This window comes from Kocuria sp. HMSC066H03 (genome assembly GCF_001812045.1).
GTDB classification, from domain to species: domain Bacteria; phylum Actinomycetota; class Actinomycetes; order Actinomycetales; family Micrococcaceae; genus Kocuria; species Kocuria rhizophila.
This window is the reverse complement of the sequence record NZ_KV807506.1, coordinates 869,831-888,744: the sequence shown is the minus strand read 5'-3', so window position 1 is coordinate 888,744 and position 18,914 is coordinate 869,831. Positions and strand designations below refer to the sequence as shown.

The window sequence follows — 18,914 nt, the reverse complement described above, 5'->3', positions numbered from 1 at the left end:
CGGGGGTGCCCCGGGTCACGGCCCCACCCCGTGGGTTGGAAGGAGCGCGTGGTGGCTGAGATGTCACGAACCCGAACAGCGGTGTTCCGTCTGCTGGTGGGCGCGGCTGCCGTACTCGTGGTCTCGGCCGTGGTGATGGCGCTGCTCGGGACCGGTTCGGGTGCCCTGCGGTGGCCGTGGGCCGGGAACAACCAGATGGGTCCGTCGCAGCTGAGTGCGACGCCGACCGGCCCGCGCGTGCCACCGGGTGATGTGCAGGTCTCCGGGACTCTCGGTCCCGACTACCGCGCTGACGCGCTGGGCCGGCCCGTGAACGGCATGGCCGGGGTGGACACCTCTTCGATCTCTCCGGGCGGTGGGCTGGGACCGGACGGGCACGACTGGCGGAGCATGGGCCCCGGTCAGTTGATGGTCCCGCAGGCCAACCTGGTGATTCCCGTGGTGGACCGGGGGATCGTGACGGACGGTTCCGGCGGGCGGTCGATGGACCTGCCGGTCTCCTTCCAGGCCGGGTGGCTGCGTGAGAGCGCGAAAATCACCGCGGCCGCAGGCACCACTGTGGTAGCCGGGCACGTGAACTGGTCCGACGGCTCCTGGGCGCCTATGTCCAACCTGTACAACACTTCTGCGGGGATGGAGGTCTACCTCACGGACCGGTCCGGGAAGCTGACCTCGTGGCGTGTCACGGACAGGACGGAGATCCCGCAGTCGGAACTCGCCGACAGGGTGGCGCTGACCGACACCTCGGGGCCGCGTCGGCTGGTGCTGATCACCTGCAAGGGCCGGCAGAACGCGGACGGGTCCATCACCTTCACCGACAACTGGGCTGTCACCGCCGAACCCCTGTGACCAGGCACCGGCCGGGGTGGTCCCGGCGACGTGCACTCGAGTGCCGGGCGGGCGCCGTCGGCCAACCCGTGGGCGCCCGTAAAGACGAGTGAGCGGCCCACCCCAGGGGGTGGGCCGCTTTCGTGTGCTCAACGACAACTGGCAGTGAGGGTCAGCGAGCCCCGGTGAGTGCCGTGGTGTTCAGCATCAGGTTGGGGGAACCGTTGACGTAGTCGATGGTGTTGCGGGTGGCCGAGTTCTTCAAAGCGCGCTCCACCTCGGTCACCGAGGCGTTGGGGTGCTGCTGCAGGTACAGGGCTGCCGCGCCCGCCACGTGCGGGGTGGCCATGGACGTGCCGGAGATCGTGTTGGTGGCGTTGTCGCTCGAGGGCCAGGACGAGGTGATGTCCGTGCCCGGGGCAAGGATGTCCACGCACGAGCCCCAGTTCGAGAACTCGGAGAGCTGGTCCCAGCGGTCCGTGGAGCCCACCGTGATGGCGGCGGACGCGCGGGCCGGGGAGTAGTTGCAGGCGTTGTCGTAGTCGTTGCCCGCGGCCACCAGGGGAATCACACCGGCGCGGGTCATCCGGCTGATCGCGCTGTCCATGGCGGAGGAAATCCCGCCGCCCAGGCTCATGTTGGCCACGGACGGCCCGTTGGCATTGGAGGAGACCCAGTCCATGCCGGCCACGATGCCCGCGGTGGAGCCCGTCCCGTCGCAGCCCAGGACACGCACGGGCATGATGTTCGCGGACTTGGCTACACCGTAGGTGGAGCCGGCCACCGTGCCCGCCACGTGCGTTCCGTGGCCGGCGCAGTCGTTGCTGCCCCAGTCGTCCTCGATCGCGGTGACGCCGGGGGCCACGCGCCCACCGAACTGCGAGTGGGTGGCGCGCACGCCGGTGTCGATGATGTAGGCGGTGACACCCGCACCCGTGGCGTTGTAGGTGTAGGAGCCGTTAAGCGGCAGGTCCTGCTGGTCGGCCCGGTCCAGACCCCACGTGGCTCGGTTCTGCGTGGCGGTGGCCTTGACGGTCTTGTTCTTCTCCACCACCGCGACACCCGGGTCTGCGTCCAGGGCCTTCACCTGGGCGGGGGTCAGGTTAGCGGTGAAGCCGCCGATGCTCTTGAACTGGTGCTTGACCTTCACACCCTTGGCCTGCCACTTGTCCGCCTGCTTCTGGGTGGTGCTGGCCACGGCGGACTTGGCGGCCGCGCTCCTGGGGGCGCTGGACGCCGAGGCGGGCAGTTCCAGCATGACCACGTAGTCGCCGCCGGAGACGTCCAGGACCTTGGCCTGCTGGTTCACGGTGTTCTTCGACGGCGCCGGGGCCTGCGCCGGGGCGGCCACGGAGGGGGACACCGTGCCCAGGACGACGGCCGCCGCGGCTGCTGTTGCGAAAAAGGCGTTCTTCTTGCTCATGAGGGGAACCTTCATTCTGATCACGGGGAAATCCGAGGATTTCACGAATGACAAGGAGACGCCGGTTCCCGCGTCCACGAACGCCGGCCCGGCAGCCACCACCTGGGCACCTGCCGACGCGGATTCAACCATCACCGCAGGTCAGAGGCGGGTCAACGGGTGCTCCTACACCGTAATGCGATCGTTATCATCGGAGCAATGGTCGATTGGCCACTCTTTCCCTGGCCGATCGGCCACCCAGCACCGGGAGAACAAATTCAGACCCGGTGCTCTCCGGGCGTCATCCGCAGGCGGACGGTCCGTGTGCTCCGGTAGGGCAGGTGAACCACTGACCCGCCAGGACGGCCATGATCACTTCGTCGTGGAACTCGCCGTGGTGGAACGCGACCGCCCGACGGGTTCCCTCCTCGGTGTATCCGAGCTTGCGGTAGACGGCTCGTGCCCGCTCGTTGTAGTCAAAGACCCGCAGCTCGATCCGGTGCAGGCCCAATTCCATGAACCCGAAGTCCGTGAGCAGGCGCACGGCATCCGTCCCGTACCCCCGGTCCACGTGGTCCGCGCCGATGAGCACGGCCAGCGTGGCGGCTCGTGTGGGCAACGACGCCCCGTACAGCGTCACGTGGCCGACGAGCACGTCCGTCTCCCGGTCCACCACGCTGAATCCCACGTTGCCGGGCTTGGTGTTGGTGGACCAGCCCCGGTACATCTCCACCACCGCGTTCTCCGGCTGCGGTGTCACGGTGAGGTTCTGGAACAGCGCCATTTCCGGATTGCGCCACCACCGCACGAGGTCCGGGAGGTCGCGGTCCTGCAGTTCCCGGAAGCGCACCTTCTCTCACTGCAGCACAGTGGAGCCGATGGCGTGGGCGTCGAACTCTCCGAACATGGTGGTGGCTCCTCCATTGGTACTGATCCACGGCCACTCTACGACCCGGGTGACGTGCCCCACACCATGTCCGGCCACCCGGCTCGCATGCTCTCCGAGGTTCCGACAAGGGGCCAGCAGCACCGTTCGCGAGTGATGGGCGTCTGCCCCGGTCCACCCCCGGGGAGGTTGCCCGCCCCAGGGGACCCACGTACCGTGGATCCGTTCCGTGCGGACCCTCCCGGGGCGCACGATCACACGACTCCCAGTGGCCCATCCGCGCCCTCGGCGGAGTCCGACAGTGGGGAGATGTGGACGTGGCACTCAGTGTTCTGGATTTGTTCTCGGTGGGAATCGGACCCTCGTCCTCCCACACCGTGGGACCCATGCGGGCCGCCCGGCTCTTCGTGGCGGGCCTGGCCGACGACGCCCTGCTGGATTTCGTGACGCGCGTCCACTCCCAGCTCTTCGGCTCCCTGGGGGCCACCGGCTGGGGCCACGGCTCGGACAAGGCCGTGATCCTGGGCCTCATGGGTGAGGACCCGGAGACCGTGGACACCGACCTCGCGGACGAGAAGGTGGCGCTCGCGGGCGAGCAGGGCGAGCTGCGCCTGGACGGCACGCACGCCATCGCGTTCGACCGCGCGCAGGACGTCATCATGCACCGCCGCAAGTCCCTGCCCACCCACCCCAACGGCATGAGCTTCACGGCGTACGACGCCGCCGGCGAGGTCATCCGCGAGAGCATCTACTACTCCGTGGGCGGCGGGTTCGTGGTGGACGACTCCAAGAGCAGCGCGGACAAGATCGTGGAGGACACCACCCCCGTCAAGTATCCGTTCAGCACCGGTGACGAGCTGCTGGCCATCTGCGAGGCCGAAAACCTGTCCATCGCCCAGGTGATGGCCGTCAACGAGCTCTCGTGGCGCCCCGCGGAGGAGACCCGCGAGCAGCTGCTGCACATCTGGTCCGTGATGCAGGAGTGCGTGGAGAACGGCTGCACCCGCGAGGAGAAGACCCTGCCCGGGGGACTGAAGGTGCGGCGTCGTGCGCCGGAGATGCGCAAGCGGCTGCTGGCCAAGGAGCCCGGCAACGACCCCCTGTACGGCATGGACTGGGTGAACCTGTACGCGCTCGCGGTGAACGAGGAGAACGCGTCCGGCGGGCGCATCGTCACCGCCCCCACGAACGGTGCGGCCGGGATCATCCCCGCGGTGCTGCACTTCTACACGCGGTTCATGGAGGACGCGTGCGACGACAAGATCGTGGACTTCCTGCTCACCGCGGCGGCCATCGGCATCGTGATCAAGGAGAACGCCTCGATCTCCGGTGCCGAGGTGGGCTGCCAGGGTGAGGTGGGCTCCGCGTGCTCCATGGCGGCGGCCGGACTGTGCGCCGTGCTGGGCGGCAGCGCCCGCCAGGTGGAGTGCGCCGCGGAGATGGGCATCGAGCACAACCTGGGGCTCACGTGCGACCCCGTGGGCGGGCTGGTGCAGATCCCGTGCATCGAGCGCAACGCGATCGCCAGCGTCAAGGCCATCAACTCCGCGCGGCTGTCCATGCAGGGGGACGGCATCCACAAGGTCTCCCTGGACCAGGTGGTCAAGACCATGCGGGAGACCGGCGCGGATATGAAGATCAAGTACAAGGAGACCTCCCGCGGCGGCCTGGCCGTGAACGTCATTGAGTGCTGAGCGCGCCGCACCACCGCTGACCCGAGGATCCCCGCCGGAGCATTCCGGCGGGGATCCGTCATGTTCGGGGTGCGGGTGGCGGTGCGTCCGGGACAATGGCGGCATGGCCACTTCACTGCTGCTGCTCGCGGACACCCACCTGCCCAAGCGCGCCAAGGACCTGCCGGCCCAGGTGTGGGAGGAGGTGGAGGCCGCGGACGTCGTCGTGCACGCCGGTGACTGGGTGGACCTGGCCACGTTCGAGGCGCTGCGCGAACGCTCCCGCCGGCTGATCTGCGTGTGGGGCAACAACGACGGCCCCGAGCTGCGCGCCGAGATGCCGGAGACCGCCCTGTGGGAACTCGAGGGCCTGCGCTGGGCCATGACCCACGAGACCGGGGCCAAGCAGGGCCGGGAGAAGCGCATGGACGCGGCGTTCCCGGACACGGACGTGCTCGTGTTCGGCCACAGCCACATCCCGTGGGACACCGAGGCGCCCTCCGGGATGCGCCTGCTGAACCCCGGATCCCCCACGGACCGCCGCCGTCAGCCGCACTGCACGTACATGCGGGTCACGGCGGACGCGGGGGCGCTCACGGCGGTGGAGCTGGTGGAGCTGCCGCGGCGGTGACACGGAGCATGATCGGGCGTCACTCACCCTCGCCCACGATGAAGCGGGACAGGTACGTGGCCAGGACGCACAGCAGGCCGGCCACGGTGAGCCCCGCCGTGAGGAAACAGGCCATGGCGGCACCGATGTTTGCCCCGCCCCCCGGGTTCTGGGCGTCGAGCATCAGCCATCCGTAGCTCGCCAGAAACCCCACGAGCCCCACCAGGGTGAGGGAGAGCGAGAACTTCATCGCGGATGACATGTCGGTCTCCTTCGTGTCCGGTCCATGCTCCGCCTGTCTTCGGCGGGTCCCGGCCCTGCGGGCCCGGGGCTGGTGCGCGGTGGATTCACCCTAGCCAACTCCGCGCGGCCTGGACAGGGTCCTGCCCGCACTGCCCGGGTCGGCGGTGCCCGGCCTACAGTGGTTCCCATGAGGCTCTTCGCCGCCGCCCACCCTCCCCGCGCCGCCCGTGAGCACCTGGTGCGGGCCATGGCCGAGGTACGCGCCCTGACGGGTACCGCCCTGCGCTGGGGCGACCCTGAGCAGTGGCACCTGACCCTGGGGTTCTACGGGGAGCAGCCGGAGGGGGCTGTGCCCGATCTCTCGGAGCACCTGCGGGAGGTGTCCCGGTCCTTTCCGCCGCTGCGCATCAGCCTGCGCGGGGCGGGCTCCTTCTCCGGGACCACCCTGTGGATGGGGGTGGCCGGACAGACCGCCGAGCTCACGGAGCTGATGCACGCGTGCTCCCTGGACCCCGACGAGCGCGCCCGCCAGCGCGCGCACCTCACCGTGGCCCGCACCTCACGCACGGAGCGCGCACGCCAGGCGAAAGAACGACGCCGCGGCTCCCGCGTCCGCGCGCACAGCGGCCCGGAACTGGCCCACGTGGTGCACGCGCTGTCCGTGTACGAGGGCCCGGAGTGGACCGTGGGGGAGATCCGTCTCGTGGCTTCCGAGCTGGGGGAGGGACGGTCGGGAGGGGCGCTGCACACCGACATCAATCGGTTCGTGCTCACGGGTGCCTGACCGAGGTGCTTTGCCGGACCTCAGGTGGTGCTGGCCGGTCGTGGTGAATGGAAAGATCCGCCCACGTCTGCCCCGATGGTGCACCCAATGTGAGCAATAAAAAGCCCCGGGCGCATGAAGATCAGAGGCGACACCGGGGCGTTCCCCACCAGGCTAGCATTGGATTGTGACCAATGGCTACACCTTTCCCGCGATGCGGCAGGCCATCTCCGACCCCAGGTTCGCGCCGTACCTGCGAGAGGCGGAAGGTGACGAGGAAGCGGCTCTCGAGCTGTATGCGTGGAGCACCCGCATGACATCCGCTGCGTACGAGCTGGTTGCCCATGTCGAGGTGTTCATGCGCAACGCCATCGACCGTGCCCTGTCGCAGCGATACCAGGACGAAGCGTGTGGCATTCCCTGGCTCTTGCGTGAGCCGCCTCTCCAAGAAGAGGCAATGCGACGCGTGACAGACGTTCGCCATCGTCTGCGCGGCCAGCACCGGGAGTCACGGCACCAGATCGTCGCCGGTCTGTCGTTCGGCTTCTGGGCCAGCATGCTCGGCCGAAAATACGAAGAGGAGTGGCGGGGGTCGCTTCGCCACGCATTCCCCGGTGGCAACGGGACGCGCAAGGAAGCAGCCGCCCTCGTCGAGGCCATCCGCAAGTTCCGCAACCGCCTGGCACACCACGACTCGGTTCTCGGGCTGGACATCCCCTTCGAGGTGCAGCGTGTCCACGCTCTGGCGAAGCTCCTCGGGAGCGAACCGGCCGCTTGGTTGCGGTCCGTGGACCGCACTGCCGACGTGTATCGAGAGCGCCCGGTGGCGACGGTCGACACGGTGGTGGTTGCGGCCAAGCACGCATGGCCCCTGTACGAGCAGGAACGGGCCTACGTGTGCCAGGCGGGGCGGTGGTTCCGGCCGGTGACTCGTCTCGCCTTCTACACGGACCAGGAGATCAAGGCAGATGTGCCCTTGATTCGCCATCGCCGTGACAACGTCGTGTGGACCGAGGAGCACGCGGCGGAGCTGTCTGCTGGTAACAGGGAGGACCGAAAGATTGCCTCGGTGATCCGGGCTTCGCGGAGCAGGGAGTGGACGGAGGGCGTCTACCAGGTCTTCCTCCTGACCCGCCCCGGAGACAGCGATCATCGAGTGCTTCCCCATGCTCTCCCCCATCGCACGAGTGGCCGAGGCTCGGCTTTCACCCAGCGTCAGCGATACGTCTCGCTTCACGCACTGGAGACTGCTGCCACTACCGACGACCTCATTCGGGCGACCTGACCGGAAACGTCGATCAACGTCTCCGGACGGTCCATCTACTCTGGAGCGCATGGCCCCGATCACCCGCGCACCCCGGTCCAGCACGTGGCTGTGGGTCCTGGTGGCCGCCGCGGTGCTCACCCAGACCGGGCTAAACCTCTTCCGCCCCATCACGTCCTACAAGCTGCTGGGTCTCGGTGCGGATCCCGTGGTCATCGGCCTCACCACCGCCGCCTACGCCCTGCTGCCCCTGGTGACCGCCGTGTGGCTGGGCAGGATGTCCGACCGGATCCCGCAGCTGCGCCTGCTGATCCTCGCGGGCGTGGGGTTCCTGGCGCTGGCCGGGGTGGGGCTCGCGCTCGCGAACTCCGTGTGGTTCGTGTTCGCCGCCAGCGCGGTGCTGGGCATGGGGCACCTGTGCTTCACGATCGGCGGGCAGACGGCGATCGCCCGCTACGCCGCGGACCGGGACCTGGACAAGGGCTTCGGGTGGTTCACCGCAGCGTTCTCCGCGGGCCAGATGATCGGCCCGGCGCTCGGCGGGTGGATCGTGGGCCGCGGCTCGGACGTCGCCTCCCCGGAACGCCTCGCCGCGGTGAACGAGAGCCTGTGGATCGGCGTGCTCGTCACGGTTGCCGCCGCACCGCTGCTGGCCTTCCGCCTGGGCCCCGCCTCGCGTCGCCCCGGTGCGGAGGCGCCCTCTGACGACGACGCCGCAGCGGGCCCCGCACTCCACGGCACCTCTGCCCCGGCCACCTCCGCGTCGGCGCCCGGCACCCCCGGAGCCGGTGCGGCGTCCGGGGTCGGGGGCTCGACCCCCGACGGCGCGACCGGGGAGTCGCCCGCCGCACCGTCCGGTGGGGACGACGCCCCGAGCGCCGCCAAGAGCGCACCACGCGCCGACGAGCGTCCCGACGTGCTGCGCATCCTCCGCGCACCGGGGGTGATGTCCAACATGGTGGCGTCCCTGTCCCTGCTGGCCATGATCGACATCCTCACCGCGTTCCTGCCGCTCGTGGGCGAGGAGGCGGGAGTGGCCCCCTCCGTGGTGGGAGTGCTCCTGGGCGTGCGCGGACTGGCGTCGATTGCCTCGCGCCTGCTGCTGCCGCTGCTGTCCGGGAGGTTCTCGCGCCGCGCGCTGCTGATTGCGAGCCTGCTGGCCTCCGGGCTGGCGCTGATCGTTCCCCCGCTGTTCCTGGACAGCTTTTGGTGGGCCGCCCTGTTCCTGGCCGTGGGTGGTTTCTTCCTGGGACTGGGTCAGCCCCTGACCATGACCCTGATCTCCACCGCCGTTCCAGGGACGTGGCGCGGCTCGGCGCTCGCGGTGCGGCTCATGGGCAACCGGCTGGGGCAGGTGGTCCTACCTGTGGCCGCCGGTGCGGTGGCCGCCCCGTTCGGTCCGGGTGGTGCCATCTGGCTCACGTGCGCGCTGCTCGTCGCCAGCGGCGTGGAGAAAGCGGTGCGGCGCCCGCGGGAGGGGTAGGGCGGCGTCGTCGTCCGGCGATCGCTCCGGGCACGGGAGACGAGAGGGCCGGAGCGGCGCGCAGGTTGGCGTGTCCGCTCCGTCGGCCGATCCCAGGGAGGGTCGCCCCGCTGCCCGTCCCCGCCGCGTCGGCTGATCGGGGACGCGCTCCGCACGAGATGCGCGTCACACCCGGCACGTAGCATGGCCTCACGATCACCGGCGGGGTTCCGCCCCGCTCCGACGCGCCTCGGGAGGCTCCCTCATGACCCAGCAGCACGGCTCCGACTTCCTGGACGCGTTCACGCAGATGTCCCGCAACGGCGGGCTGGAGTCCGGCGGCGTGGAGCGGCAGGCGGCCACCGAGGCGGACGGGCTGAACCGGCAGTGGTTTGCGGGCTGGCTCACCGCTCGGGGCGCCACGGTGCACTACGACGCCGTCGGCAACCAGTTCGGCCTGTTCGAGCACACACCCGGCGCGCCCTACGTGCTGGTGGGCTCGCACCTGGACTCGCAGCCGCGGGCGGGTCGGTTCGACGGCGCGTACGGCGTGCTCGCCGGGGCGCACGCGTGCGCGGAACTGTTCCGTGCGGCGTCGTCGGGGGAGGTGGAGCTGAGCCGGAACCTGTGCGTCGTGAACTGGTTCAACGAGGAGGGCTGCCGCTTCAAGCCGTCCATGATGGGCAGCTCCGTGTACACCGGCAAGCGGGACCTGGAGGAGACGCTCGAGGTCCGGGACACCGCCGGCGTGAGCGTGCGCGAGGCCCTGGACGCCCTGGGCCAGCGCGGCGAGGACAGCATCCCGGAGGCCACCGCGTACGTGGAGCTGCACATCCAGCAGGGCAGGTCCATGGAGGAGGACGGCTTCACCATCGGGCTGGTGGAGGCCACGTGGGGCGTGCGCAAGTACGAGTTCCTGGTGCTCGGGGAGCAGGCGCACACCGGGTCCACGCTCATCGAGGACCGCAAGGATGCGCTGCTCGGGGCGTCGCTGCTGATCGCCTCGGCGCGGAAGGTTGCGTTGGAGCACGACGTCATCACGTCCTGCGGTGAGTTGCTGATCGAGCCCAACTCCCCGGTGGCCGTGGCCCGCGAGGCCCGCCTGGTGATCGACCTCCGCAGCCCGGACGCCGAGCGCCTGACCGCCGCGGACGAGCACTTCGCGCGGGAGGTGGACGACGCCGCCCGGGCCGCGAACGTGGAGATCCAGACCGTGAACCGCCACGCGTGGGACGTGCTGGAGTACGCCCCGGAGGGCCTGGCCCTTGCCCAGGAGGTCGTGACGGAGCTGGACCTGCCGCACACCCGGATCATGACGCTCGCCGGCCACGACTCCACGAACGTGAAGGACATGCTGCCCACCGTGATGCTGTTCGTGCCCTCCCACAAGGGCATCACGCACAACGAGTACGAGTTCACGTCGGACGAGGACATGCTCGCCGGGCTGCAGATGCTCACGGCCACCCTGCGGCGGGTGGCGCAGGGGGAGCTGGGCTGAGCCGACGCGCAGGGCGGGGTGAGGCGGAGCGGGCGCGAGCGGCGTCGTCGTCCCTGGAAACCGCGCCCGGCAGGTGTGGCCCCGGTCATAGAGTGGGGAGAAATCCCCGACCCGAGGAGGACCCCGTGACCGACACCCTGCCCCTGGACGGCGTGCTCGTCGCCGATTTCTCGCGCGTGCTCGCCGGGCCGCTGTGCACCATGACGCTCGCGGACCTGGGTGCGCGCGTGATCAAGGTGGAGCGCCCCGGCAGCGGGGACGACACCCGGCACTGGGGTCCGCCGTTCTCCGAGACCGGGCCCACGTACTACGAGTCCGTGAACCGCAACAAGGAGTCCGTGTGCCTGGACCTGCGGGAGGACGAGGGCCGCGAGCTCGCGCGTGAACTCGCCCTGCGCGCGGACGTGGTGGTGGAGAACTTCAAGCCCGGCGGGATGGCCACGCTGGGACTCGGCTACGACGAGATCTCCGCGGAGAACCCCGGCGTGGTCTTCGTGTCCGTCTCCGGCTTCGGCACGGCGGGCGGGGCGCACCTGGCCGGCTACGACTTCCTCGTGCAGGCCGTAGGTGGGCTCATGAGCATCACCGGCCGCGCGGACGGTGAGCCCACCAAGGCGGGCGTCGCACTCGTGGACGTGCTCACCGCCAAGGACGCCACGATCGGCACCCTCGCCGCGCTCGAACAACGACGCCGCACGGGCCGCGGCGCGCACATCGACGTCAGCCTGCTCTCCAGCCTGCAGGGGGCGCTGGTCAACCAGGGTCAGGCGTACCTGGGCGCGGGGAAGGTGCCGCAGCGGATGGGCAACGACCACCCGTCGATCGTGCCGTACCAGCTGCTGCAGTGCTCGGACGCGCCCCTGGCCGTGACGGTGGGCAACGACCACCAGTTCCGGAAGTTCACCGAGGTGCTCGGCATCCCCGAGACCGCCGAGGACGAGCGCTACGCGAGCAACGGCGCCCGCGTGGACCACCGGGAGGAGCTCACCGCACTGCTCGAGGAGGCCCTGGCAGCGCGGACCGCCTCCGAGTGGCAGGAGGCCCTGACCGAGGTGGGGGTGCCCGCGGGCAAGGTGAGCGGCATCGACGAAGGCGTGGCCCTGGCCGAGGAACTCGGGCTGGAACCGACCGTGGACGTCCAGGACCGCACGGGTGCGACCGTGGGCCGCCAGTTCCGCCACCCGGCGCAGTGGACCCCGCCGCTGCAGTCCCCCACGCAGGCCCCGCCGCAGCTGGGGGAGGACACGGAGACCGTGGTGCAGTGGCTGCGGGAACCCCGGGACCGGCAGATGTGAGAAATCAGGCTCCGCACCCGGCTACGCGCGGTGTGTCCGCAGTCATACAGTGGACCCATGAGTGAACTGAATCCCGTGGACGTCATGGACCTGGTGAGCTTCGACTCCCTGCTGTCCGAAGAAGAGATCGCGCTGCGCGCGAAGGTGCGCGAGTTCGTGGACACCGCCATCAAGCCGAACATCGCCGAGTGGTACGACAACGCCGTCTTCCCGCTCGAGATCGTGCCGGAGATGGCCAAGCTAGGTCTGCTGGGCATGCACCTCAAGGGATACGGCTGCGCGGGCCGCTCCGCCGTGGAGTACGGCCTGGCCGGCGCGGAGCTGGAGGCCGGGGACTCCGGTCTGCGCACGTTCGTGTCCGTGCAGGGCTCGCTGGCCATGAGCGCCATTTACAAGTGGGGCTCCGAGGAGCAGAAGCAGCAGTGGCTGCCGCAGATGGCCGCCGGTGAGGCCATCGGCTGCTTCGGCCTGACCGAGCCCACCGCGGGCTCCGACCCCTCCTCCATGCAGACCTTCGCCCGCAAGGACGGCGAGGACTGGGTCATCAACGGCGCCAAGCGCTGGATCGGGCTGGCCAGCGTGGCCAAGGTGGCCGTGATCTGGGCGCAGACCGACGACGGGATCCGCGGTTTCGTGGTCCCCACCGACACTCCGGGCTTCAAGGCCACGCCCATCACGGCCAAGCTGTCGATGCGTGCGTCCATCCAGTGCGACATCGAGCTCACGGACGTCCGCCTCCCCGCCTCCGCCATGCTGCCGGAGGCCAAGGGTCTGCGCGGTCCGTTCTCGTGCCTCAACGAGGCCCGCTACGGCATCATCTGGGGCGCGATGGGTGCCGCGCGCGACTCCTTCGAGGCTGCGCTGGCGTACTCGCAGGAGCGCATGCAGTTCGACCGCCCGCTCGCCGGGTACCAGATGACGCAGCAGAAGCTCGTGAACATGGCGCTGGAGATCGACAAGGGCTTCCTGCTCGCCCTGCAGCTCGGCCGCCTCAAGGACGCCGGAAAGCTCCAGAACCACCAGATCTCGGTGGGCAAGCTCAACAACTGCCGCGAGGCCATCAAGATCGCCCGCGAGGCCCGCACCATCCTGGGCGGCAACGGCGTCACCCTGGACTACTCGCCGCTGCGCCACGCCAACAACCTGGAGTCCGTGCGCACCTACGAGGGCACGGACGAGGTGCACTCCCTGATTCTGGGCCAGCAGCTCACGGGGGTGGGGGCGTTCCGCTGAGTCCGCGCGTGCCGAACCGGGTGCCTCCCACGGGAAGCACCCGGTTTTTCATGCGAACGCATCGTTCTTGCGGGGCGACGACGCCGGGCCGCCCGTTCCCGGGGCCTCGTCAGGCGTCGCGGTCGTGGGGGGTCAGGGCGGGGCCACGGGTCTCGGCCTGCGCGGTCAGCCCGGGGCGCAGCGGGCCAGCAGCGGCGCCCCCAGGACCGGTTCGCGGTCCAGAAGGGTCACGGACAGGCCCTGCCCCCGCAGCCGCTCCGCCACTTGCAGGCCCACCGCAGACCCGGTGAGCCCACCGCCCACGACCACGGGCAGCGGCTCGGCCATGGCGCCCGCCACCGTGAGCACGAGGTCCGCGAGGTGGCCCGCGGCGGCCGCGACCAGTGCGGAGGCCGCGGCGTCCCCCGAAGTGGCCAGCTCGCACACGGGCCGCGCGAGCCCTGCCCAGTGGGACCGGTCCGGATGGTCGTGGAACGCGCCGATCAGGTCGGTGGGCTCGGCCACTCCGGCGTGCTCCAGCACCACCCGGGTGAGTGCTTCCCCCTCGTCCCCGGCAGTGGGCTGCTGGGACCGCCGCAGCACGCGGCGCACAGCTTCCCGGCCGACCCAGTAGCCGCTGCCCTCGTCGCCGAGCAGATATCCCCAGCCGCCGGCGCGCACCTCGTGGCCGGAGGCGTCCACACCCCAGGCCACCGAGCCGGTTCCCGCGATGAGCGCGATCCCGGATGTGTGACCGCCGGCGGCGAGGATCAGACGGGTGTCGTGCACGGCCATCACCCTCGCGGACGGGTCCAGGGACCCGGCGGAACGGATGAGACCGGCCAGCCGAGCGGCGTCGTGCGGGGTGTCCACGCCGCCGGAGCCCGCGACCACCGGTGTGGTGGGCGGGGCTCCCAGCTCGAACAGGACTGACGCCAGGCACGCGCGTGCCTGCTCCGCGGGGACGTTCTGCACGTTCGCGGACCCGGAGCGCGCCTCGCGCACGGGTGTCTGCCCGTGGAACAGGACCCCGCGCGTGTGGGAGCCGCCGATGTCCAGGCCCACGAGAAAATCGCCAGTGTCCTCCGCGCCATCGGGGGCAGGGCAATCAGCGCTCGGGTGACAGGCCCCGTCGACGGTCGGGAGGCCGGCACCACCGGAATCAGCGAGCCCGGCGCTACCGGTAGGCGGTCCCGAGGGCTCTGCACTCACCGCGGCGGCCGGGTCAGTTCGAGACCTGCACCTCGCCCATCTCCTCCCAGCCGTCGCCCTCGATCTGGCGGGAGATGATGCGCGGGGTCTTGACCAGGTACTGCGGGAACTGCTCGGTCATCTTCCGGAAGTGCTCGGAGTTCACGTGGGCCTCCGCGGCGTCCTCCTCGAAGGCCTCCACGAGCACGTACTCGTTCGGGTTCTCCAGGCTGCGGGACCACTCGAACCACTTGTTGCCGGGCTCCTGGCGGGTGGCCTCCGTGAACTCGGCGACCAGCTCGGGCCAGCGCTCCACGTACTCGTCCTTGGCCTCGAACTTGACCACGATGAAGATCATTGCGCCGCTCCTCCGGTTGTCTGCAGGGGGTGATTCGTCCGGCCCCAGCATAGGACGCCCACCAGGGTCATGCGGCGTCACGGACCCCGCGGCGGCGCGCAGCGGTGGACTAGCGTGCAGGCATGAGCAGCGCACCCGTTCAGCACCCCGTCACCGGCGACCAGCGGGCCACGGCCCGCCGCGCGGTGGTGGCCTCCTCGATCGGCAACGCCCTCGAGTGGTTCGACATCATCGTCTACTCGTCCCTCGCGGTGGTGATCTCCCAGCTGTTCTTCGAGTCCGAGTCCGTGGGCAGGGTCACGGGCACACTGCTGACCCTGGGCACGTTCGCCGTGTCCTACCTGATCCGCCCGATCGGTGCGCTCGTGCTGGGCTCCTACGCGGACCGCCACGGGCGCCGCCCGGCCCTGACCATCACCATCGGGCTCATGATGCTGGGCACGCTCATCATGCTCGTGGCCCCCACGGCGGCCGTGATCGGTCCGGCCGCCGCGCTGCTGATCCTCCTGGCCCGGCTCATCCAGGGCTTCTCCGCGGGCGGCGAGTTCGGCACGGCCACCGCGTTCCTCATCGAGAACGCCCCGGACAAGCGCGCCTTCTACGGCTCGTGGCAGGTGGCCACCCAGGGTGTGTCCATGTTCCTGGCCTCCGCGTTCGGCTTCGGCCTGCACACCCTGATCAGCGAGGAGGCCCTCTACTCGTGGGGCTGGCGCATGCCCTACTTGTTCGGCCTGCTCATCGGCCCCGTGGGCCTGTACATACGCCTGCGCATGGACGAGACCCCGGACTTCGAGGCGCTGCAGGAAGAACGGGCGCGGGCGGCGTCGTCCTCCGGCGCGGATCACGGGAGCGCGGCCCCGGGGACGACGACGCCGCGCGGGCGCCGCGGGCCCCTCGCCCAGACCCTCGTGCACTCCGCGGGCCGGTGGCTCACCGCGTCCGGTGTGGTGGGGCTGGCTTCGATGTCCGTGTACACGATCCTGTTCATGCCCACGTTCTCCATCCAGAACCTGGACCTGCCCTCGTGGGCGGCGTACGTGGGCGGGATCGTGGCCGGTCTCGTGACCCTGGTGGGATCACCGTTCGTGGGGCGCCTCGCGGACCGGGTGGGCTGCGGCAAGGTCATGCTGGTGGCCGCCGTGGTGGGGGTGCTGGCCGTCTACCCGCTGTTCCTGTGGCTCGTGGCCGTCCCCACGGTGGCCACCCTGACCGCCGTGCAGGTGGTGCTGGGGCTGATCATGGCGCTGTACTTCGGGCCCATGCCCGCGCTGCTGAGCGAGATGTTCCCCACCGCGATCCGCACCACGGGCATGTCCATCGCGTACAACGTGGGGGTCACCGTGTTCGGCGGCTTCGCCCCGCTGGTGCTCGCGTGGCTGATCTCCGCGACCGGTTCCCTGACCTCCCCGAGCATCTACTACGCCGCGGTGGCGGCGCTGTCCCTGGTGAGCGTGCTGATCGCCCGCCGCCGCTACGGGGTGCGCTGAGCGGGCCGGGCATGCGAAAGGCCCCCGCGATCATCGCGAGGGCCTTCCGGTTGAAAGGTTGCGGGTGCGGAGCTCAGCTCAGCCCGTCCTTGAGGTTCTTGCCGGCGTCCTTGACGTTCTCCACGGACTGCTTGGCGCCACCGGATGCCTTGTCCGCAGCGCCTTCGGCCTGCAGATCGCGGTTGTCCGTGGCGTCGCCCAGCTTCTCCTTGGCGGAACCAGAAGCCTTCTCCGCAGCATTGCTGATCTTGTCACCGAGTCCCATAAGCATTTCCTTCCGTGGAGCGAACAGGTGCTCACAATGTAGTCCCGCGCCCCATCGATGGGAAGACATGGACGGCGGTTTTCTTCCCCGGGCGAACGCCGGGGTCCGCCCCCGATCTGGTGCTCACGCGGTCACTGGTAGGAGACGAACCACGGCTTCGGGTCCAGCGCGTAGGTCTGCTCGGGCGTGTACATGGGTGTGTCCTCGTCGTAGAAGTTCTTCCACGCCATGCGGATGCCCTTCGGCAGCCCCTCCTGCAGGGCGTTCCACGTGCCCGTCTTGAGGTCCGGGGTGCCGTGCCCGTCCGCGTGCAGCACGAACGCCAGCTCGGGGTGCTGGGTGTTGATCGCCTGGCGGTTCTCGATCATGGACATGGAGAACTGGTGGAGGATCAGCGACTTCTGGGGCAGCTGGTTGTCCCGGGTGAGTGTGGCCAGCCACTGCGAGGTCTTGTTGATCTCCGCGGCGTCCACGGAGCCGATCTGCTGCAGGGGCAGCTGTCCCGGGGCCAGGCGCCACTCTGCGTCCAGCGCGAGGCCCACGTTGGGGCGCTTGAGCAGCTCCTCGTACTGCTTGGCCTGCGTGAGGAAGTCCGCCTGGCCCGGCTGCAGGTCCAGGACCACGTAGACGTCGTTCTTCTCCGCGGCCTCCACGTACGGCATGAGCTGCTCCACGGTGGACTCGGTGGAGTAGTTGCCGTCCGGGCCCGGTTCCGAGGACGCCGTGGTGGCGATGATCTCGAACGCGGGGATGACCTTCTCCTCGCTGTACGGCTCGTAGCTCTTGGCAAGCTCCTTGACCCGGGTCACGGACGCCTCGGGTCCCTGCTCACCCAGCGCTCCGAGCCCGGGGGTGCCCGGGTGCCCGTACAGCGCCACGAAACGCCGGTCCGGGAACATGGTGGTGCCCCCGCCGATCAGCTCCGCTGGTTCCTCGGGGGTCGGGGTGGCGCTGGGCTGCTCGGTCTGCGACGCCGCCGACTCCCCGGAACCGTCTCCGCTCTGTGCTTCACCCCCTGAGCTGCAGCCCACGAGCAGGAACGAGGCGCAGAGGACGGCAAGAACGGTGGAGCGGCGGGAGCGCATGACGCAAGAACCTCTATCGATGTGGGGGCAGCCGGAAGACTGTGCATCCGTCAGCACACTGCGGATGCGGGGTGCCTTCACCCTATGTCCTCCCGGAGGTGGGCCGTGGGAGGATGACGCCACCATTGTTAACGCACGAGGTGTTCATGAGCAACCACCCCGGCCCCCCGCCGCACGACCCGCCCGGGTCCACCGGCTCGGAACCCCCTGTCACCCCGTACGATCCCACCGCCCGCGGCTCTCGACCGGGCCGTGGCGACGCGGGGGAGACCGGCACGGGTCCGGCGGCCGACTCGGGCCCTCCGGGTGAGGCCACGCCCCCGGGCACGGCCGCGCGGTCGCGCAACGGCGTGTCGCCCGGGGTGGTCATCGCCCTGGTGGCAGTGGGCGGGGTGATCGGCCTCGAGGTGCTCGCGGTGCTGATCTACCTGCTGGTCACCTCCCTCGGGGGTCTCCGGGACGAGGGTCTCCGGGACGAGGGGCCCGAACCACTCACCACGTGGGAGCAGGCGGCGGAACCCACCCGGGGGACCGCGCCCACGAGCCCCGGCCCGGCGGCGTCGTCACCGGGGCGGGACACCACGAGCGCGGAGCCGACGACGAGCGCGGCCGCCCCCGACGCCGCGGGCACCCAGGCGCTGCCGGCTCCGAGCGGGAGGCCCCTGGCGCAGAAGAGCGGGACGTTCGAGGAGCTCACACTGGAGCAGCGGACCGAGAACGCCGTGACCCTCCCGATCGGGGACGAGCCGCTGCTGGTGGTGTGGAGCGCCACCGGTGGCGGGGGCGGCGGCTCCGTGTTCCTCACCGGCGCGGAGCGTCCCGGCGGGCAGCTGTCGGAGACCCTGGGCTCGGTGCGCGCGGGGCAGACGGGGACGGCGCTGGTCAACGCCTCGAGCACCAAGCGCCACACCGCCGTGCTCTACCCGGAGGGCAACTCCGGGATGGCGTGGGACGTCAAGGTCTACCCGCTCTCCGCCGTGCCCCGGATGGAGCGCGGCTCCACCGTGACCGGGGAGGGCCCCGGGGTCTTCCGGCTGCCACAGGGCCCGGCCCGCACGCACTCCCTGGAGGTGACCGCCGAGCACGACGTCCCTTCGGTGGCCGTCTACGATGCCGACGACCTCGGGCTCTCCAGCGCGTTCGAGTACGGGACGTCCCCGGCGACGGTGGACGTGGAGGTCGGCGGCGGTGAGCAGGTGGTGGTGGTCGAGTCGCAGGAGAAGTGGAGCTTCCGGCCCGCCGGCTGAGCGGCCGCGCACGGGCCCGCAACTGGTTCCGCGGGATAGTGCATCAGCGGAGCAAACGCAGCCCGGGGGCCGAAAATCTGCACTAGCGGAGCAAATGCACGACGCTCCGCGGGTCTTGGGGTGCCTCGGGGGCTGGGGCGCCAGG

Annotated in this window: 18 protein-coding genes; 11 read left to right on the top strand and 7 right to left on the bottom strand. The window is 70.2% G+C overall.

Annotated features, from left to right (window positions below):
• Positions 1 to 60: 60 nt before the first annotated feature.
• Positions 61 to 849 carry a class F sortase gene (locus tag HMPREF2833_RS07400; RefSeq protein ID WP_235005099.1) on the top strand — a complete coding sequence of 263 codons (789 nt, stop codon included), beginning with the start codon at positions 61 to 63 and terminating at the stop codon, positions 847 to 849.
• A 151-nt stretch (positions 850 to 1,000) separates the two neighbouring features.
• Here HMPREF2833_RS07400 and HMPREF2833_RS07395 read toward each other — a convergent pair whose 3' ends face one another.
• Both HMPREF2833_RS07395 and HMPREF2833_RS07390 read right to left on the bottom strand, forming a co-directional pair.
• A complete protein-coding gene (locus tag HMPREF2833_RS07395; RefSeq protein ID WP_070637594.1) occupies positions 1,001 to 2,251 on the bottom strand; it encodes a S8 family peptidase in 1,251 nt (416 codons plus the stop codon).
• A gap of 280 nt (positions 2,252 to 2,531) precedes the next feature.
• Entirely contained in the window at positions 2,532 to 3,080 is a 549-nt protein-coding gene (locus tag HMPREF2833_RS07390; RefSeq protein ID WP_083310956.1) for a GNAT family N-acetyltransferase, read from the bottom strand.
• A gap of 353 nt (positions 3,081 to 3,433) precedes the next feature.
• Between HMPREF2833_RS07390 and HMPREF2833_RS07385 the strand changes: the two genes are divergently transcribed.
• Both HMPREF2833_RS07385 and HMPREF2833_RS07380 read left to right on the top strand, forming a co-directional pair.
• Positions 3,434 to 4,810: an L-serine ammonia-lyase gene (locus HMPREF2833_RS07385; RefSeq protein ID WP_070637592.1), complete on the top strand. Its 1,377-nt coding sequence runs from the start codon at positions 3,434 to 3,436 to the stop codon at positions 4,808 to 4,810.
• A 103-nt stretch (positions 4,811 to 4,913) separates the two neighbouring features.
• The gene (locus tag HMPREF2833_RS07380; RefSeq protein ID WP_070637221.1) at positions 4,914 to 5,420 is read left to right on the top strand and encodes a metallophosphoesterase family protein; all 507 of its coding nucleotides are present in this window, start codon (positions 4,914 to 4,916) and stop codon (positions 5,418 to 5,420) included.
• A gap of 19 nt (positions 5,421 to 5,439) precedes the next feature.
• Here the strand turns inward: HMPREF2833_RS07380 and HMPREF2833_RS07375 are convergent, their stop codons facing one another.
• Positions 5,440 to 5,661 (bottom strand): hypothetical protein, encoded by a 222-nt coding sequence (locus HMPREF2833_RS07375; RefSeq protein WP_070637220.1) that lies wholly within the window; start codon positions 5,659 to 5,661, stop codon positions 5,440 to 5,442.
• Positions 5,662 to 5,829: 168 nt separating this feature from the next.
• On the opposite strand from HMPREF2833_RS07375, the gene thpR reads away from it, so the two are divergent.
• From thpR to HMPREF2833_RS07345, 6 genes are all read left to right on the top strand, one after another.
• Positions 5,830 to 6,426 carry an RNA 2',3'-cyclic phosphodiesterase gene (gene thpR / locus HMPREF2833_RS07370; RefSeq protein WP_070637218.1) on the top strand — a complete coding sequence of 199 codons (597 nt, stop codon included), beginning with the start codon at positions 5,830 to 5,832 and terminating at the stop codon, positions 6,424 to 6,426.
• A 166-nt stretch (positions 6,427 to 6,592) separates the two neighbouring features.
• Entirely contained in the window at positions 6,593 to 7,690 is a 1,098-nt protein-coding gene (locus HMPREF2833_RS07365; RefSeq protein ID WP_246829095.1) for a hypothetical protein, read from the top strand.
• 49 nt (positions 7,691 to 7,739) lie between these two features.
• Positions 7,740 to 9,152, top strand: a complete 1,413-nt coding sequence (locus tag HMPREF2833_RS07360) for an MFS transporter (RefSeq protein WP_070637216.1) — start codon at positions 7,740 to 7,742, stop codon at positions 9,150 to 9,152.
• Between the two features lie 244 nt (positions 9,153 to 9,396).
• Positions 9,397 to 10,629, top strand: a complete 1,233-nt coding sequence (locus HMPREF2833_RS07355; protein ID WP_070637214.1) for a M20 family metallo-hydrolase — start codon at positions 9,397 to 9,399, stop codon at positions 10,627 to 10,629.
• 125 nt (positions 10,630 to 10,754) lie between these two features.
• Positions 10,755 to 11,924 carry a CaiB/BaiF CoA transferase family protein gene (locus tag HMPREF2833_RS07350; RefSeq protein ID WP_070637212.1) on the top strand — a complete coding sequence of 390 codons (1,170 nt, stop codon included), beginning with the start codon at positions 10,755 to 10,757 and terminating at the stop codon, positions 11,922 to 11,924.
• Positions 11,925 to 11,981: 57 nt separating this feature from the next.
• Positions 11,982 to 13,157, top strand: a complete 1,176-nt coding sequence (locus HMPREF2833_RS07345; RefSeq protein ID WP_180956146.1) for an acyl-CoA dehydrogenase family protein — start codon at positions 11,982 to 11,984, stop codon at positions 13,155 to 13,157.
• 165 nt (positions 13,158 to 13,322) lie between these two features.
• Here HMPREF2833_RS07345 and HMPREF2833_RS07340 read toward each other — a convergent pair whose 3' ends face one another.
• Together HMPREF2833_RS07340 and HMPREF2833_RS07335 are read right to left on the bottom strand one after the other, a co-directional pair.
• The gene (locus HMPREF2833_RS07340) at positions 13,323 to 14,201 is read right to left on the bottom strand and encodes an N-acetylglucosamine kinase (RefSeq protein ID WP_070637210.1); all 879 of its coding nucleotides are present in this window, start codon (positions 14,199 to 14,201) and stop codon (positions 13,323 to 13,325) included.
• Positions 14,202 to 14,361: 160 nt separating this feature from the next.
• On the bottom strand, positions 14,362 to 14,685 hold the full coding sequence (locus HMPREF2833_RS07335) for a putative quinol monooxygenase (protein WP_039101461.1): 324 nt from the start codon (positions 14,683 to 14,685) through the stop codon (positions 14,362 to 14,364).
• A gap of 122 nt (positions 14,686 to 14,807) precedes the next feature.
• Here HMPREF2833_RS07335 and HMPREF2833_RS07330 point away from each other — a divergent pair, with 122 nt between their 5' ends.
• A complete protein-coding gene (locus HMPREF2833_RS07330; RefSeq protein WP_039101463.1) occupies positions 14,808 to 16,172 on the top strand; it encodes an MFS transporter in 1,365 nt (454 codons plus the stop codon).
• Between the two features lie 73 nt (positions 16,173 to 16,245).
• Here the strand turns inward: HMPREF2833_RS07330 and HMPREF2833_RS07325 are convergent, their stop codons facing one another.
• Positions 16,246 to 16,437, bottom strand: a complete 192-nt coding sequence (locus HMPREF2833_RS07325) for a CsbD family protein (RefSeq protein ID WP_019309710.1) — start codon at positions 16,435 to 16,437, stop codon at positions 16,246 to 16,248.
• A gap of 131 nt (positions 16,438 to 16,568) precedes the next feature.
• The gene (locus HMPREF2833_RS07320) at positions 16,569 to 17,522 is read right to left on the bottom strand and encodes a hypothetical protein (RefSeq protein ID WP_070637208.1); all 954 of its coding nucleotides are present in this window, start codon (positions 17,520 to 17,522) and stop codon (positions 16,569 to 16,571) included.
• Between the two features lie 146 nt (positions 17,523 to 17,668).
• Here HMPREF2833_RS07320 and HMPREF2833_RS07315 point away from each other — a divergent pair, with 146 nt between their 5' ends.
• Positions 17,669 to 18,769, top strand: a complete 1,101-nt coding sequence (locus HMPREF2833_RS07315) for a hypothetical protein (protein WP_141756167.1) — start codon at positions 17,669 to 17,671, stop codon at positions 18,767 to 18,769.
• Positions 18,770 to 18,914: the final 145 nt, after the last annotated feature.